11 protein-coding genes are annotated in these 18,120 nt (G+C 52.7%); 9 read left to right on the top strand and 2 right to left on the bottom strand.

Annotated elements, in window-relative coordinates; all coding sequences use genetic code 11:
* Nucleotides 1–4: 4 nt before the first annotated feature.
* From PN498_RS26050 to PN498_RS26080, 7 genes are all read left to right on the top strand, one after another.
* A complete protein-coding gene (locus PN498_RS26050) occupies nt 5–1,495 on the top strand; it encodes a tetratricopeptide repeat protein (RefSeq protein WP_272066381.1) in 1,491 nt (496 codons plus the stop codon).
* A gap of 362 nt (nt 1,496–1,857) precedes the next feature.
* Nucleotides 1,858–1,995, top strand: a complete 138-nt coding sequence (locus PN498_RS26055; protein ID WP_272066382.1) for a hypothetical protein — start codon at nt 1,858–1,860, stop codon at nt 1,993–1,995.
* A gap of 138 nt (nt 1,996–2,133) precedes the next feature.
* Entirely contained in the window at nt 2,134–2,523 is a 390-nt protein-coding gene (locus PN498_RS26060; RefSeq protein ID WP_272066383.1) for an amidase family protein, read from the top strand.
* 28 nt (nt 2,524–2,551) lie between these two features.
* Nucleotides 2,552–2,755 (top strand): amidase family protein, encoded by a 204-nt coding sequence (locus PN498_RS26065; protein ID WP_272066384.1) that lies wholly within the window; start codon nt 2,552–2,554, stop codon nt 2,753–2,755.
* A gap of 348 nt (nt 2,756–3,103) precedes the next feature.
* Nucleotides 3,104–3,388 (top strand): hypothetical protein, encoded by a 285-nt coding sequence (locus PN498_RS26070; RefSeq protein WP_272066385.1) that lies wholly within the window; start codon nt 3,104–3,106, stop codon nt 3,386–3,388.
* Nucleotides 3,389–3,701: 313 nt separating this feature from the next.
* Complete coding sequence (locus PN498_RS26075; protein ID WP_272066386.1) at nt 3,702–5,336, top strand: vWA domain-containing protein; 1,635 nt, start codon at nt 3,702–3,704, stop codon at nt 5,334–5,336.
* 129 nt (nt 5,337–5,465) lie between these two features.
* Nucleotides 5,466–5,678, top strand: coding sequence for a hypothetical protein (locus tag PN498_RS26080; RefSeq protein WP_272066387.1), 213 nt, complete (start codon nt 5,466–5,468; stop codon nt 5,676–5,678).
* Nucleotides 5,679–5,693: 15 nt separating this feature from the next.
* On the opposite strand, the gene PN498_RS26085 is transcribed toward PN498_RS26080, so the two are convergent.
* The gene (locus PN498_RS26085) at nt 5,694–6,404 is read right to left on the bottom strand and encodes a Uma2 family endonuclease (protein WP_272066388.1); all 711 of its coding nucleotides are present in this window, start codon (nt 6,402–6,404) and stop codon (nt 5,694–5,696) included.
* A gap of 900 nt (nt 6,405–7,304) precedes the next feature.
* On the opposite strand from PN498_RS26085, the gene PN498_RS26090 reads away from it, so the two are divergent.
* A complete protein-coding gene (locus tag PN498_RS26090) occupies nt 7,305–10,508 on the top strand; it encodes a hypothetical protein (RefSeq protein WP_272066389.1) in 3,204 nt (1,067 codons plus the stop codon).
* 163 nt (nt 10,509–10,671) lie between these two features.
* On the opposite strand, the gene PN498_RS26095 is transcribed toward PN498_RS26090, so the two are convergent.
* Entirely contained in the window at nt 10,672–10,878 is a 207-nt protein-coding gene (locus PN498_RS26095) for a hypothetical protein (protein ID WP_272066390.1), read from the bottom strand.
* Between the two features lie 27 nt (nt 10,879–10,905).
* Here PN498_RS26095 and PN498_RS26100 point away from each other — a divergent pair.
* Nucleotides 10,906–18,120: Ig-like domain-containing protein (locus tag PN498_RS26100; protein ID WP_272066391.1), on the top strand; the 7,215-nt coding region annotated here is incomplete at its 3' end.

Below are 18,120 nucleotides of genomic sequence, written 5' to 3' on the forward strand. Positions count from 1 at the left end.
CCCAATGACTGTATTGTCATCCCCACTCCGCAAAATAGGTGATCGCCTGTTGGCCTGCATTAGTATCTGCCTGCTGGTATTTCTGCTGGTTTTGGAACAGCCAGCCCTAGCGGATTCCGCTGCGGTTGAGACTGAGTCAACGCCTGCACTCACAATTCAAGAGCGGAAAGAACTAGAGGAATTACGGACCGAAAAGCGACTTAAACAGCTGATCGATGCCCGCATCGGCAATAGTCCTCGCATTCAGGACCGGATTGAATTCGAAGTCGACCGAGCTTTTGAACGAACAACCACTTTACTCAATATTGTTTTAGCGATCCTCACGATTATTCCCCTGTTGGCGGCGCTGGGCGTTTGGCTGCTGCGGCGCAGCGTGGTGAGTGAGTTGGTCGGCGAAGTCCGCACCCAACTGGAGCGAGAGATTTTTGCCCAGCTCAAGCAGCAGAAGCTAGACGCGATCGCCGAAATTGAAGCACTCAAGCAGGATTCCCTGAAGCAAGGTGCCGAATTGGTTGCACAAGCTCAGGCGGTCTTGGATGAGCTGAAGCAGCAAACAGCGATCGCCCATCAGGAAATCGAATTGCTCAAATCTCAGACGGCATCTCAGCTAGAAAGCATTGTTACCGATGCTCAGCAGATGAAAGATCAGGCAATGCAAGAGTTAACTAACTTGCTGCCCCTGTCCGTCACTGAACAGTTGCCCCCTGAGGCCCGGCCTCGCCTCGGCAATCTCACCTCCCTGCTAGAAGGCTTGAAGAAGGCAATGCCCCAAATCAGCTTTAGTGCCACGGATTACCTTAAGGAAGGCAACGCATTTTTCTTTGAAAGCCGCTATGACGATGCCTTGGCAGCGTACGATCGCGCCATTCAGCTCAACCCCGAACTGTACGAAGCCTGGTTTACAAAGGCTTCGACGCTGATGCTGCTCCAGCGCTACGAAGAAGCGACTAACACGTATCAGTTTGCAACTCAGCTCAAGCCGGAGTCCTATGATGCCTGGGTTGGGCAAGGGACAGCGCTCACCAAAGCCCACAACTACGAGGGGGCGATCGCGGCCTTCAACGAGGCGATCGCGCTTAAAGCGACGGATCATCTAGCCCTATTCAATCGTGGCGACGCCTATGCGGGTCTGGAACGCTTCGATGCGGCACTGGCTGACTACGATGCTGCCCTGGCCCTAAAACCTGACTTTGCGAAAGGGCATTGGCGGAAAGGGCAGCTGCTTCAGGAGCGGGGAAATTGGGAGTCAGCGATCGCGGCCTATGATGCAGTCCTCAATCTCAACATCAAGGATGAGTCCGACATTTGGTACAACAAAGCCATTTGCCATGCTGCTAAGGGCGATCGGGATGCAGCACTGACGGCCCTAGAAAAGGCAGTATCGGCGTCTCCTGCGCTGAAACAGCAGGCCCAGGAGCATCCCCGCTTTGAGTCCCTTCAAGAAACCCTCCGCTTTCAGGCGCTGGTGAACAGCGACGATGATGAAAGCCCCTAAGTTTCAACTGCGTCAGGAACTCTCCAGAAAAGAATTTGCCGTTGGTCGGGTGTCATTAGCGCCGCATAACACCACAGCCGACTAATTGTATTGTCATATCGCGTGAACGGAAAAACCCGTTACTTTCCCCTCCGGGGAGGGGCTAATGGGGTGGGTTGCCCTCGAAAAGACCCACCCACAAATTTTGTCCAGGCTAACCCATTGCACTTTTATGCCGCCGCTGTCTCCTCTCCACGCCAGGGAGGTCTCAGAAAACCTGCGTGAAGTCAGATTAGCCTCCCCCTATTCTTCAGGATATAAGCCTTGGCTGTTGCCAGCTTGATGGTTCGAGACACACAGCCCCCTCCTGAAAGAACACCGCCATGAAATTCAGAACCTTTGCTCGATGGACCTGTGCTGCTGCTTTGGGTGGAACCGTATTAGCCGGAAACGTATCGATGCCGAGGCCACTGGTTGCCATTACGCAGAGCACCAGTCAAAGCAGCGTGACGACGCTTTGAAGATCTGTTTTGAGATAGAGCTGTACGACCCCATCTTCCTCTAACCCCATCTCCTCTGTATCTTGTGCAACAAAGCCAACCCATTGTCTGCTTTACCGTGCCATAGCAAGGCTTTGTTCGTGTGAAGGAGATAGGTTGATGATAGGTCGAGGATTGGGTGCGATCGCCGCGATCGCAATGACGACTGCGCTAGTGGCACCTGCAAAGGCGGAAACCTTTGAATTAGAAGAAGCGACGATCGCGGATATTCAGATGGCGATGGATGCAGGGGCACTGACATCAGCAGACTTAGTTGAACTCTATCTGAATCGCATCGAGGCGTATGACGACCAAGGGCCCGCGATCAACGCGCTGATTACCGTGAATCCCAATGCGATGGAGGAGGCGATCGCCCTGGACGAGGCCCGGGCGAATGGCAACATCATGGGACCGCTCCACGGCATTCCCATCATCCTGAAAGACAACTACGATACGGCGGACATGCCAACCACTCTACACTGTCGAAGCCGATTCGACTTACGTCTGTGAGGCAGGCGATCCCTACAGTGCGGGCTATTTGGCGAACATTACAGGCTTCCCCGATATCACTGTGCCTATGGGTTTTACTGAAGCGGGGCTACCGATCGGCCTGTCCTTTATGGCGGAAGCCTACAGCGAATCGAAGCTCATTGGGTTTGCCTATGCCTATGAGCAGGCGAGCCAGATGCGGCAGCCTCCTGCAACAACACCCCCGCTTCCGGGTGAAAGCTTCGAGTATTAAGCAGTGGCAGGTTGCTGAGCCTGTTGATATAGCTTGGGGCGTTAAGCCATTGGGCTGCTGGTCAAGGCGAGAACTGAAGCACGATCGCGTATCAATGATGACTTGCCTTTAGGCAACCAATGAACTATTATCAGCAACCATAGCTGTATCCGTGCAGCTTGCTTTCCCCGAATATTGAGTCGGCGGTACTGGCAGGTGGTCGCAACACCGTACCAGCACCTGACCCGCAGACAGTCCAGAGCTGTCGTACAGGCTGTGCCTATTTTAGGTCGCCCTACGCTAGCGCTTTGTCCCAGGGCGACTGAATCTTCGGGGATTCACCCAAACTGATTCTTTGGAGGAATCCTCGTGATCCAAATTCAATACGTCTTGCCGTCCTCTCATGTAGGTGCGGCACTGCCTTCGCTGCCTGGACATTCAGCACATCCGCAAAGGCGGCACAAGCGCCTGCGCCTTTATCTTGTCGGTACTGATGCCGATACTCAGAGTGCCATTGATCTATTTCACCTGCGCGGCTGCATTGAGCGCATTGAATGGAGTCCTAAAATCGACGTGCCTGAAAACGGCGTGCTGATTCGGCAAGACCCCGGCGATGTGTTGCGGTACTTGCAGCGCGACAGAGTGTTTGAGTAGACCGTAGGGAAGATGCGATGCCCAGTGTAGCTGGGTCAAGTCCATCTCAGTGTCTTAAGGGAGCAGAGATAGGGAACAGGGCATGGGGTGTGCTTGACTCAAATGCATGCCGCTATATGTGCTATGAAAATCCTCGGTATTAGCGGGTTATAAACAGCACGAATAGGGTGAGGCGTGATTGTTTCAGAAACTGCAACTGTGCGCCTAACTGAAATCTCAAAGGCCATCCTACAGGAGTAATCAACTAGGTTTGGGGCGATCTCGGACACCGGCGATCGCCCCAAAGCTGAACACTCTTGCTAAGGAGAACGTCATGCAACTGTGGAAGTTTCCGGTCAGTGGTATCCGCATTCCGTCATCGCTTTTAATGGCAGCAATAGTCGCAGTTCTTGCGGTGAGTTGTGAGGGCGGGCAGGCACCCACAGCTAGCGCTCCTTCAGCCGCTGAGAGTGATGAATTGCAGTCAACGGAGCGCGTGCTTGATCCGGAGGCATCCCCAGAAGAGATTGATCCAACGGACGACAGTACCCAACCGCCTGATTTCAACACCGAAGAATACGATCGCATTTATGAAAACCCCTTTCTGGCAGTCCTCCAAGAACCGCTGTCTACCTTTTCGATTGATGTAGACACGGCTGCTTACGCTAACACTCGTCGCTTCCTCAGTGAAAATCGCCTACCACCCCCCGATGCGGTTCGTTTAGAAGAGTTGATCAACTACTTTGATTACGAGTATCCCCAACCGACTGGCGACGATCCCTTCTCCATCACCACAGAACTCACCACAGCGCCCTGGAATCCTGATCACGAGCTGCTTTTAGTTGGATTGCAGGGCAGAAGTTTAGAAGCAGAAGCGCTGCCGCCCAACAATTTGGTGTTTTTGCTGGATGTTTCTGGGTCGATGAACGAGCCGAACAAGCTGCCGCTGTTGAAGGCGGCCATGAAGCTGCTGGCGGAGCAAATGGCAGCTGACGATCGCGTCTCTATTGTGGTTTATGCCGGTGCAGCCGGCCTGGTGCTGGAGCCGACGCCCGGTAACAAGACGAGTGAAATTTTGGCGGCGATCGATGCGCTGGAAGCGGGGGGATCTACCGCCGGTGGTGCAGGCATTGACCTGGCCTATCAAATTGCCAAGGAGAACTTTCTGCCAGAAGGCAACAACCGCGTCATTCTTGCCACCGATGGTGACTTTAATGTCGGTGCCAGCAGCGATGGTGCTCTTGTCCGCCTGATTGAAGATAAGCGAGACGATGGCATTTTTCTCACCGTACTAGGATTGGGGACAGGCAACTTCAAGGATGCCAAAATGGAGCAGCTCGCTAACAAAGGCAACGGCAACTACGCCTATTTAGACAGTCTGCTGGAGGCGAAAAAGGCGCTGGTGACTGAGATGGGGGGAACGCTGGTGGCGATCGCGAAGGATGTGAAGCTGCAAATCGAGTTCAATCCTGCGGAAGTCAAAGCCTATCGTCTCTTGGGTTATGAGAATCGAGTGCTGGCAGCTGAAGATTTTAACGATGATCAAAAAGATGCCGGAGAACTCGGAGCAGGACACTCCGTTACGGCTCTCTATGAGCTAATTCCAACCGATGCTGCGACATCAGTGCCGGGTGTTGATCCGCTGCAATATCAGGAGTCCACGACTCTTCCTAGCGAAGATTTGCTCACCCTCAAACTGCGCTATAAGCAGCCTGAAGGGGACACCAGCCAGCTCCTTCAGCAAGCCTTGCAGCGAGATGTCATTTGGCAAAGTGAACCTTCGCGAAACATGCAGTTCGCCAGCGCTGTGGCAGAGTTTGGCTTGCTGCTGCGAGATTCTGAATACAAAGCCGATGCCAGTTATGAGGCTGTTCTTGTCAGAGCCACCCAGTCTCAAGGGGACGACCAACATGGTTATCGGTCAGAGTTTCTGGAGCTGGTTGAGCAAGCAGATCTGCTGAGCCGATAGAGAAAGGCAGCAGGATAATGGATGAAATGGGTCCCGATGGAACCTCGCAACGGCTATACCTTCCCCGCCTTTAGCTATAGTTGTCTGAGGATTAGTTTTTCTACTCTTCTGACACCTGCACAAAGTCTTATGTCTGAAGCGACAACGCCTAAAAATCAGATTGCTGAATTTCATTGGGAAAAGCTGGACTGTAAGAACCAACCTGCCGGAGGGTTGGGCGCATGGCGGGCTAAGGTGCCTGGCGGCTGGTTAGTCGCTATTCGCTGTGGCGGCGGTGAGGGCGGAGGAGTCACGTTCTATCCTGATCCTTACCATCAGTGGGATGGCGGGACCATGGACTAATGGACAGCGATCGCGCTACATCTCGTCAGGATTAACGCCGAGCGATCGCAATTTTTCGGCTAGTTTTTCAGCGCGTTGGCGTTCAGCGATCGCCTGTTCGTGTCCCCACAGCAGCAGGCGATCGTCAGCGCTCCACCAGCGCAGCCAGACTCCTTCACGGGTTCCTCTTGTGCCCGACCAGGGGCCTAACGCGAGGTCCATCTCCGGAATCCAATAGCGGCCCGCTTCATTCGGAGCAACGATGTCATAGCGCTTGTTCTCACCTAGTTTGTAAAACTCTAGTGCACTGCTCTCCAGATTGAATAAAACGTAATAAGGAACCTGCAACACTTGCTCATAAAAGAACCACTTGCCAGGGGGATAGGTTGGTTTGATGGAGTATTCATGGCCATCTTCATCAGAGAGAAACTCCATGACGATCAGGGGAAAATCGCCCTGTAGCTGAGGCGTATAGCTGCGATGTACCTCCCCCTGTGAGACGGAAATACGCGGAATGTAAGCCCAATCAGGAGCCTTAACAACAACCTTGCCGTTGACAGTGGCACAGATACCGTAATTTGTCGTTGTCAGAGCATTCGGATGCAGGCGTCCGTTATCCCCCAGAGCCTCCGTGAGAGAGGCTGCCAGAGCGGGTTGAGCAATATTGTCCACAGGGTCATCAGGAAGTACAAAGTCATCGGGAAGTTTTTCCCAACGAATATCGAGGGTGGTCGTAGTGGCAACCATGAAAACCTCTCGTCAGCCGATTGTCTAATGCTAGCGGTTTTATGCTGTTCATCTCTCTGCACTCAGTAGATAGTTCCCCGTAAGCGTCAACCCTGATGGACAGAACTTGTGCAGTTATAGCGGCATGCATTTGAGTTAAGCACACCCCATGCTCTGTTCTCTATTCCCTGCTCCCTTAAGACACTGAGATGGACTTGACCAAGCTGCACAGGGCCATAATTTCAGCCTTGACCCCGTAACGCCAAAATATCGGGGAAGCCGGGTTCAACACACCTTTAAAGTGGGGACGCAAGAGGCCGTGCGTCAGTTCTAGAAGATTACAGTTTATTGAGGACCCCTACGTACGGGGTCGGGTGCTGCTTACGTGACGCTATATCTACGAACAGTAGGGCAACTCTACGCAGCTCTTAGGCAGCAGGTAGTCTGAGAAAGGACTGGCTTTGTACAAAAAAAATTCGACTTTTCCGTGTTTATGCGGCCTGAAATTCAACTAAAACAGTCTGCTGTTGTATCTCAACAAATTTAATTGTTGGTTGGTTTTACTGAAAAAGTCTTTTCCACGGGCGGGAAGGATATATCCATCAGTAAACACACAAGCTTTACATCATCAGGATTTACATAGCTGAATCCGGCCTTTCTCCCTGCCCCCCCACGCTGAGAGACCGGATTACTGTCCTTGCTTGCCAGCAGGGATTAGAAGCTCAGTGGCCTAAATCCTGGTGCAACAAACTGCACTGCTTTATTGACCGTTATTCGATTGTCAAACGCTAACGGATTCCTGCCACTCACTTCGGGAGCATTTCATCCAAAGAATTGATTAGCTGGCAATTCCCAGGAATGCAGGGATCTAAGCGAAATGCATCAGTCCTGCCTCAGTCAGACTTCATCAAGGCCAAACACATGCGTCATCTTGTTTCTAAAACTACTTCTGGTAAGCATCTACCTCAATCGATCGCCATCCTTGTCTTGGGTACTCTTTTGGTTGACGCTGCCCCCTCTCTAGCGGCTCAACCCTGGTTTACGGACGCGGCTTCTCCCGCTGCTAAGCCAGCTGCGTCAAGCCAGTTTCCCTCAAAGCCAACGCTGGCTCAGACTCTCTCTGTCAGTACCCTCAGACCGGAAACACCAGCACCTTCAGCTAGCTTCAGCGATACTGCTCAGAGCCGAACGTCTGACTCGATATCTGCTTCAGAAGAGGACGCCGCTGCGACTGCTGTTGTTCCCTCAGCAATCTCATCCCGTGATGCTGCTCCGGCGATCGCTCAGGTCATGGATTCAGAGGTTGATAACAGTGACGGCGTCGGCGATCGCGGTGTAGAAGAACTTCCAGCAGAAGGTGCGATTGAGGTTAATGGTGACGCTACAGGCCTTCATGAGACTGAAGCAGTCCATCGCGCTGAAGCCGCTAATGACGCTGATGAAGTGACCGAGGAGGCTGATGCCATGACTGCACCCGCCGCTCCCCCGTCAGAATCAGAGATGGAGTCTGATGCCGCAGCTGATGAAACGTCGTCTGTGATTTCTCAAGCGGAGGAACCTCAGCCAGCGCCGGATACTGTCAGCGTCAGTGCAGCGGACCTAACGATTCCCAGTCGCTTTGGTGTCATTGCAGATACGGGGCCTAATGGATTTGACGACGCTGTGGGTCTGCATGCCTTTGTTCCTCTCAACCAAGATCCTGGAGAAAACGTCACTTTTCTTGAGGGGGATATTGAACTGCGAGGGGGCGATCCCAGCTTCAGTCTCAACTTGGGTCATCGGGGCTATGACGCAGAACACGATCGCATTCGGGGCGGCTATATCGGCGTTGACGGTCGCAGCACGGATGAGAATATGTTCTTTCAGCTGGCAGCAGGCTATGAGCGTATTCAGGACGATTGGGAATTTCGCATTAATGGTTACTTGCCCGTTGGCGATCGCACCCAGACTATTCGCGATGTCACTGTCGATTCAGGCTTTCAAACCGCCCAAGGTTTTCAAAGCAATCAGCTCGTTTTGTCCTCTGCCAGAGAGCGCCAGCGCATCCTAGAGCAAGAAAACGCACTAGGCGGGTTCGATGCTGAAGTTGGCACCCAACTGACGGCGTGGAATGGTGGCGAACTGATGGGGTATGTCGGCGGCTATCTGCTGTCTGGTGAAGAAAGCAGCCTGGGTGGACAACTGCGGATTGCCGCTAACTTTGAATCCAACTTTAATGCCGGTCTGGCTTTGCAACACGACGGTCTATTCGGGACCAGCCTAACGTTGTCGGTCAGCGCCGCTTGGCCGAACATTCGCTTCCAAGGCGAGGACGAAGCGGAGTTTCAGGAAGAAAACGAAGTGCCGATTCGCCTACGGGATCCCATTGCTCGTCGTCAAAATGTGGCAGTCAATATTATCGACGATGTGGAGACTTTCTCGGAATCCACTGTTGCTCCTCTCCGCAACCCCGAGGAAGAGCAAGACTATCGGTTTATTCACGTGGCTTTGTCTAGAGGCGCAGGTGCCGGAGATGGCACTTACGAAAATCCTTTTGGCACTGTTGAGGATGCGATCGCGCTTGTGAATAGCGACCCCACAACCTTCAGCGATGGCAACACCGTCATTTATGTCGACGGCGAAAATGCTCCTGGGGTAACGATTCCTAGCTTCATCATTCCGGAGCGAGTGCGAGTCCTTTCGCAAGGGCCCAATCAAATTATCGCAGGAATGCCTTTCCCGGGCTTCCCCTCGACACCAACTCGCTTACCGTTCTCTCCTGAGCAAAACTTTAATGTGGCTGCTGAGCCAGTTAACGCGAACGGCATTACCGTTGCTCTTCCTGATGCGAATGACGGCGTCTTTCCCACCATTACAGGAGGAACGAGTCCCGATTTAGTCACGCTGGGCAACCGAACTATTCTGGCCGGTTTTCAAATTAACGGCGCACCTCAACATGGTGTTGCGGGGAGCCAAGTGGACGATGTTGAACTGCGGAATAACTTAATTGTCAGTTCAGGCGGCAGTGGTATTTTCTTCGACAATGTTGGCGGCAGTGCAATTCTCTTCGACAACGTGGTTGATAGCGCGGCTGACCGAGGAATTCTCGTGCAGAACAGTTTGACAGCCCACCCCATTGAAGTTGATATTGCTGGCTTCGATGTCAGTAATAGCCGGGTGGGGATGGAATTTGTGGCCACAGCGACGGCAGGGGCAGAGTTTCCCTCACAGATTGTTTCAATTGGACCGAGCACTAGTGCCAACACTAGCGTCGGTACGCCGAACGGTACGGCACCCACTAGCAGCATCCTTAACAGCACGGGTGAAGGGTTAGTGGTTCAGTCCTCGGGCAATGACCTCTTTGCCACCGCCAATCAGGAGGTGACAGTCACAGCAACAACTATCAATGGCAGTGGTGCGGATAGCGTACGACTGATTGCTGAAAACGGAGCCCATCAGCAAATCTTCGACTTCATTGGCGGTGTCATCACCAACAGTACGGGGGGCAACGGCATCACGATTCGCAATGGTGAATTTCCCTCAGGTACGACTCGCTCTGCAACTGCTCAAGAAATTACCATTCTCGACAGTGAGATCTCCAGCAACGCAGGCAATGGTATTGATATTGTCCTAGCTGATGCGGGTGCTCAAGAGTTAGTGATCCAAGGCAACCAAATCGTTAACAACGCAGGTGATGGTATTCACTCGGTTTCTCAAACGGTGGCCCTACAGGAGTGGCGAACGAATAACGAGACGGGTGAGTTGGGCGTTAGCAACAACGTCATCAGCGGTAACGGCGGACAGGCGATCGTGATTAGTCTGGAAAATCTAGGTCTCTTGCCCATTGTCGGCATCGGTAATAATGACCTCTCTGGTAACGGTATCGGTCCTGATATCGAAATTACGTCCACCTCATCAGCGGCTCCGGGTGCCTGTGTGATCCTGACCACGAATGTAACACCCAACGGCATTCGACTGACTGGCCCTGATCCTACTTTGACTAGCAACATTCCGGGCTTCTTAGTTCAAGATTTGCCGTCACTGCTCGCAAATCCCAATGTGACTTTACAAGCCGTTGACTTCTTCGGCACCATCACGGCTAGCAACGCTCCGTTCATCAACGAAACGAATCGGTGCATTTTGTAGCGATCAGTTCGTGACCGGGCCAAGCAAGTTTGGATGGCCGATCGCGGATTCGAGGTGGGTTGGGTGGGCATTGCTCGCCCAGCCTTAAGCCAAATCTAGCGTTGACTCACACATCTTGTATCCGGTTTGTTTACTTGTCTCAGCTAGGAATATCTATTTCAGCCTACTCCACCGACGAGTAGGCAACATCACTGCCATCCACCATCCACGTACAACAGCCGATCGCGCGCCCCTCAACCAATAACCGCGATCGTGACCAACCCAAAGGACGACTGTCCTCACACCCTTCAGTCCCCCTGTCAGCTGTGTGGTCTGATACCCGATTGCCAACGTGCGATCGCTCAACCTGCGTTGACGTCACTATCTTCATTCACTCATCATCTACTCCCACGGATTTATGCAAATCAGCGAAATTCTCTCTACCCGCTCTTTTCTCTTCATTGATGCCGCTGTCGAATCACCCCAGCATCTCTTATCCGGTCTACAGCCAGATGTACAGGCGCATATTCTCAAGGTCGATGAGGACGGTATCCAGCAGATCACTGAAATCATTCAAGCCTCGTCCCTCACCCCTCACCCCTCACCCCTCACGCTCCACATCGTCTCCCACGGCACACCTGGCTGCCTCTACCTTGGCAATGCTCAACTCAGCCTAGAGACCCTTGATCGCTATAGTTGGGAACTCCAAACCTGGTTTCCCCAAGCTCCAGCTCACAATCCCCAACCTAAACTCTCCTTCTATGCCTGTAATCTTGCCGCTGGCGATGCGGGAGAAGAATTCATTACTAAGCTGCAACACCTCACCGGAGCTGAGATCCACGCATCTACTCAAAAAGTGGGTCACGCAACTCTCGGCGGTTCTTGGGAGTTAGATACCGTTGACTCAAAGCAGAACCGCTCCATCTTTAGCTCTCGGGTGCAAGAACAATGGGTGCATACGCTAAACCCGGTGAATGACAGCTCTTCTGGTGATGAAGACACCGTTCAGAATGTTGATGTTCGAGCGAACGATTCATCCCCTTCAGCTTCCATTTCAATTGCGGCACAGCCGACTAACGGTACAGCCGTCGTCAAATCTGACGGGACGGTTGATTACACGCCAGACGCCAACTTTAGCGGTGCTGATTCGTTTGAGTATCAGGTTCATCCCGACTACACCACGGCGAATCCTGACCGGGCGATCGCCACTCCGGGTGTGACCAAAAACATCAATGTTCTGTTCAATGATGTTGATGCCCAAGCTGATCCTTTAACAGTCACCCTACCTAACGGCTTAACCTCCGAGAATGGCGCGACGCTTGCCGTTCAACCGGATGGCACAATCGACTACACACCGTCTGCAAGCTTTCTCGGTCTCGATAGCTTCACTTACCAAATCGACGATGGCAACGGTAACACCGATACGGCCACGGTAGCGATCGACGTTCGCTTCAATGAACCGCGTTCCGAGCACTATCTCCCGCCTCGTCCCGGCGGTTCTACCCATGCAGACAACCCCATGAAGCTGTTGATTACAACAGAGCAGCCTACAGCGACAGGGGTGATTTCTTTCCCTGGGACTTCTACAGCCCCGATCAATTTCAGCATTACTGAAGGAACGTCAGAATATAGCCTCACGCTGGGTACCACAGACACGGGAGGAACGACAGCCTTTAATACGGTTGGCAATAGCGGCATCAAAATTCTTACGGACAGTCGTGAGCCAGTCAACGTTCAGCTTGTCCAAGAAGACAGCAATGGACAGTCTTTCCTGAGTTCTAAGGGTTTAGATGCTCTGGGAACAGAGTTTTATGCCGGAGAAATGGCGGATGAAAACGCTGCAGAGACTAACGCTCCTGCCAGTATCATCTCGGTCATGGCGACAGAAAACAATACGCAGGTCACGTTTCAAGCGCCCAACGCCGCCACGTGGAACTGGGCCGGAACCTCGTCTCAAACGCAGACCGTAACTCTCCAGGCAGGCGAAACCTACATCATTCAGCCTGAAAACAACACCACATCAAACATTACCGGGGCTTACATCACTTCTACAAAGCCCATTGCAGTGTCCAACGGTAACTTTGGCGTTAGGCTCTCAGGTAATGCGGTTGATAATGGTTGGGATCAGCTGGTTCCAGTTCAGCGGACCGGCAGCGATTATGTGGTGGTCCGGGGACCTTCTGGTAACGAAGAGGTCGAGATTATTGCCACTAAGCCGAATACTCAAGTTTTCATCGATGGCACTTTAGCGACAACTCTAGCTAATGCAGGCGATGTCTACACTACGCAACTGACGAGCTTGGCAGGGAGTAACGGAACGCCTTATTCCATCACGACTTCAGAAAACGTTTATCTCTTTCAATCTACCGGAGCTGTAGCGAATAAGGGTGAAAACGGCGTTTCTCTGATTCCGTCCATATCACCCAGTGGCCGTAGTCGAGTTCGCTTCCGGACGCCAGCCGATCCCGCCACTATCAATATCATTCTTGGTGCCGATGCAGTCGACAGTCTTCAATGGGTTGAGGTTAACGGTACATCATCAACTCCAATTGACATCAAGACTCAATCTGGGTATACCGTGAAAGATGTCCCTGGGCGGACAGATGTGAAGGTTGTCTCTTTCAAGACAAGTTCTGCTCAGGTAGGAAAGGAATATTACTTCGATTCACAGTCTTTTATTCAAGTTGGCATCCTGGCTGCCAATAGTAGTGGTGGTGGTTTTGCCTATGTTTCAGGATTTAGTTTTGGCCCCGTTCAGGCTAGCAATGATGTTGTCTACACCGCTTCTCAGTCAATTATCAATGTGCTGGGCAATGATTACGACGCCAACAGCAATCCCTTAACTATCGATGTGGTGGGCACGCCTACTAACGGCACCACGACCCTAAATTCTGACAACACAATTACCTACACGCCTAATCCGGGATACATCGGCCCTGATAGTTTTACCTACTCAATCAGTGACAATGAATTCCACTCTGCTCAGGCGATTGTTTATATCAATCCAGGCTCTCCCTTTCCTCAAGCCACGGTTGATATTGAAGTTAAACCGGTTGCTGATCCCATCACTGTGTCTGTTGCTGATGTCTCAGAGGACTTCAGACACCCCATTCCACTCGCCATCGGGTTCACACCCTCTGTCGATACTGACGGCTCTGAAACCCCAACATTTCAGCTGAACGGTGTGCCCTCAGGGTCCTCGTTTGTCGATAGCAATGGTACTCCTGTCGGCACCTTAAGTGGCAGCGACTGGGTCTTCACCGCAGCAGAAGTAGCCGATCTAAACATTCAGCTGCCGGCTAACTTTCCAGCTAATAGTATCTCGCTTGACCTGATTGCGACTAACACTGACGCTGTCGACCTCAACCAAGATGGCGATACTGCTGATGCTGATGAGTCGGTTGCGATCGCCACCAACGATTCCTTCAACATCATTGCTCCCCCCGATAACGATGGTGATGGCGTCCCTGATGAGGTTGATCTCGACTCCGACAACGACGGCATCACGGATGCCAATGAGGGCGTCGTTGTCACACTAGATCAGGTGTCATCCATCCCAGCTGGAGCAATTCCTGGCAATCCAGATGGCTTACGCCTGTCAGATGCTACTGGTCAATACGTCGTCGATATCTACAACGGTCTCAACACATCTACTGGAGCAGCCTACAGTTACGATACGAACGATGGACGCATTGGTAATTTCGGTGGTAGCAACACTGGTGATAGCGTAGAAAATAATGAAGTTGTGGAGATGATCTACACAACGATCAATTCTCCGACACCGTTTCAGTTGTCCGAAATAACGATTCTTGACATCAACAGTCTAAGCACCAGTCAAGTCAGAGATGCTTATGCCTGGAGCGAATCAGGAACTTGGACGCCTTTAGGTACGGGGGGGAACAGTAGTCCGGCTGGTTCAGTTGTCAGTGTTGATACGAGTACTGCAAACGATATTGGAGATTTTGTCCTCACTGACCCTGATGGCAGCAATGACCTGAATAATCTAGTCCAGTTTACTCAGGTCACGGCTGTTGATGATACGTTGTCAGACGTCCTCGTCAACATGGAGGGGGAAAACAATGGTCATAATGTCCTCTTCAACTTCGATACGCCCCAAACAACCGCATCACTGTTTGCCTTCAACTCAGGCAGTGGTGGTATGGGCTGGAACTTTTTTCCTCAATTCACCGTTAAGCTCGCTGCCCATGAAGCTCCCGATACTGACAGTGATGGCGTTGCGGATTTCCTTGACCTCGACTCCGATAACGATGGCATCAGCGACCTAATTGAAAGTGGACAAGATGCAGCTGTAGACCTGAACGAAGACGGCATTCGCGACGATATTGCCACTGACCCAGCTAATAATGACACCGATGGCGACGGTTTAGCGGATGCCGTTGACGGTGTTGATAGCGAGAGCGGTGCTGGTGAAGTCACTTCGGGAACGACCGTTGTACCTACCAGCACAGATACTGACGGTACTGCCGACTTCCTCGATTTAGATTCCGATGATGACGGCATTCCCGACGCCGTAGAAGCCCAGTCCACCACCGGCTATGTCAGTCCCGAGTTAACTAATAACGCGACTAACAGTGGCGTCAACGACACGGGTCTCTTTATCCCTGTTGATACTGACAATGACGGCATTGCTGACTACATCGACACGGATAGCGATGATGGCTTAGGTGATAACAGCGGTGATGACGCCGCTGAAGCAGGTAATCTGACTGCTGGTGAAACGTATACCGATCCTGATGGCAGTCTCGATGACCCATCTACCTTGCCCAATAATGACGCTAGATCCGGTGACGTTGATTACCGCAGTCCTAACAGCGCTCCTACCGCAGTAGATAATGGACCTGTTGTGGTTATCGCAGGTGCGGCCAACATTCTTAATGTGGTTGCCGACGACACGGATCCTGATGGGGACAGCCTGGCCGTTACGGAGATTATCGACCCTAGCACAGGAACTCCAACGCCCATCAGCGTTGGTAATCCCGTTACCCTAGCGTCGGGCACAGTGATTGATCTGCTCAGTGACGGGACGTTGAGCGTGACGCCGCCCGCTGGCGTGACGACCTCCGAAACCTTTGACTACACCGTTAGTGATGGCGCTTTAACAGATACGGCAACAGTCAGTCTCGATCCCAACACGGCACCGGATGCTGTTGATGATGGACCTGTTGTCGTTACAGCAGGAATTGCTAACAACATCGATGTCGTTGGTGCCAATGACATTGATATCGATAACGACACGCTCACTATTACGGAAATCATCGACCCTACTACGGGAACACCTACAGCGATCGCTGTAGGCAGTCCAGTGACTCTGGCGTCAGGAACAGTTGTTGATCTGTTGAGCAACGGTACATTGAACGTGACGCCCCCTGCTGGGGCTTCGATCCCTGAAACGTTCAACTACACGCTCAGCGACGGACATTTGAGTGATACCGCCACGGTGACTCTCTATCCTGATACTGACGGGGATGGCGTAGGTGACTTCGATGACCTTGACTCTGACAACGACGGCATTCTTGATACCGAAGAGGGGACAGGTGACTTAGACGGTGATGGTATCCCCAACTACCTCGACCTGGACACCGATGGTGATGGTTTAAGCGACCTACAAGAGTCAGGTCTCAGCCCGGCGGACATTGCTGCTCTAGATACCGATAACGATGGCGTCATTGACCCCAGCAATACTTTCGGTCTCAACGGTCTGGCAGACGATGTTGAAACTGCTCCTGAGTCTGGTACGCCGGACTACGACAATGATGGCGTTGCCGATGAGCCAGCTGATACGGATGGCGACGGGGTTGACGACTACAAAGACCTCGACTCCGATAACGACGGCATCAATGATGTCCTGGAAGTCGGTGGCACGGATGCTAACGGTGATGGCCTTGACGACAATACTCGGGGCCCCGATGCTGACTTGGATGGCATTCCCGATGCGCTAGATCCCAACAATGGCGGGACTCCTGTCACCAATCCTGATACGGATGGCGATACCATTGCTGACTTCCGTGACCTGGACTCGGACAATGACGGCATCAACGACGTGTTGGAAGGTGGCAACGTTGACAGTGATGGCGATGGTCTCGTCGATGGCGTTGATACAGATGGCGACGGCATCCTAGATGCGGTTGACCCCAATGCGGGCTTTGGTGACAGCGGCGACACTCTACCCCCTGACACTGATAGTGATGGCGTCGCTGACAACTTGGACTTAGACTCTGATGACGATGGCATCAACGATGTGCTGGAAGGTGGCAACGCTGACAGTGATGGCGATGGTCTGGTTGACGGTGGCGACACTGATGGCGACGGCATCCTGGATGCGGTTGACCCCAATGCGGGCTTTGGTGATAGTGGCGATACCCCTCCGCCGGATACCGATGGCGATGGTGTCACCAACAATCTTGATCTAGATTCCGACAACGACGGTACCAATGACGTTGTTGAAGGTGGCAATCCGGATGCGGACGGCGACGGCCTAGTGGATGGTGGAGATACCGATGGCGATGGTATTGCTGATGCGGTTGACCCCAATCCTGGCTTTGGTGACCAGAGTGACCCACTGCCGCCCAACAATGACACTGACCCCACCCCCGACTATCTCGATACCGACAGCGACAATGACGGCACCGATGATGTCATCGAAGGGGGCTATGTTGACAGTGATGGCGATGGAGAAGTCGATGGCCCCGATGGAGACAAGGACGGTATCTCGGATATCGTCGATGGTGCGCCCAGTACCTTTGGTGATGCGGGTAGTCCCGGTCCCCAAGATACGGACGACGATGGTATCCCGGACATCTATGACATCGATTCTGATAATGACGGCATTGTTGACACCGAAGAGGGCACGGGTGATCTAGATGGTGATGGCATCCCCAACTACCTCGACCTCGACACCGATGGCGATGGTTTAAGCGACCTGCAAGAGTCAGGACTCAGCCCGGCGGACATTGCTGCCCTGGATACCGACAACGATGGCGTCATTGACCCTAGCAATACCTTCGGTCCCAACGGTCTCGCGGATGCTGTTGAAACTGCGCCTGAGTCTGGCGTGCCGGACTATGACGGTGATGGCATTGCCGATGAACCTGTTGATACGGATGGCGACGGGGTTGACGATTACAAAGACCTCGACTCAGACAACGACGGCATCAACGATGTCTTGGAAGTGGGGGGTACGGACACCAACGGTGATGGCCTCGACGATAATACCGGCGGCACTGACACCGATGGCGATGGCATTCCCGATGCGCTAGACCCCAGCAACAGCGGCACGCCTGTTCTCAACCCTGATACGGATGGCGACACCATTGCTGACTTCCGTGACCTGGATTCTGATAATGACGGCATCAACGATGTCCTTGAAGGTGGCAACGCTGACAGTGACGGAGATGGTCTGGTTGACGGTGGTGATACCGATGGCGACGGCATCCTGGATGCCGTTGACCCCAATGTGGGCTTTGGTGATAGCGGCGATACCCCTCCGCCGGATACCGATGGCGATGGTGTCACCAACAATCTTGATCTAGATTCCGACAATGACGGTACCAATGATGTTGTTGAAGGTGGCAATCCTGATGCGGACGGCGATGGCCTCGTTGATGGCCCCGAC

The sequence above is a fragment of the Oscillatoria sp. CS-180 genome, from assembly GCF_028330965.1.
In the GTDB taxonomy this organism is placed as follows: Bacteria; Cyanobacteriota; Cyanobacteriia; order Phormidesmidales; family Phormidesmidaceae; genus Halomicronema.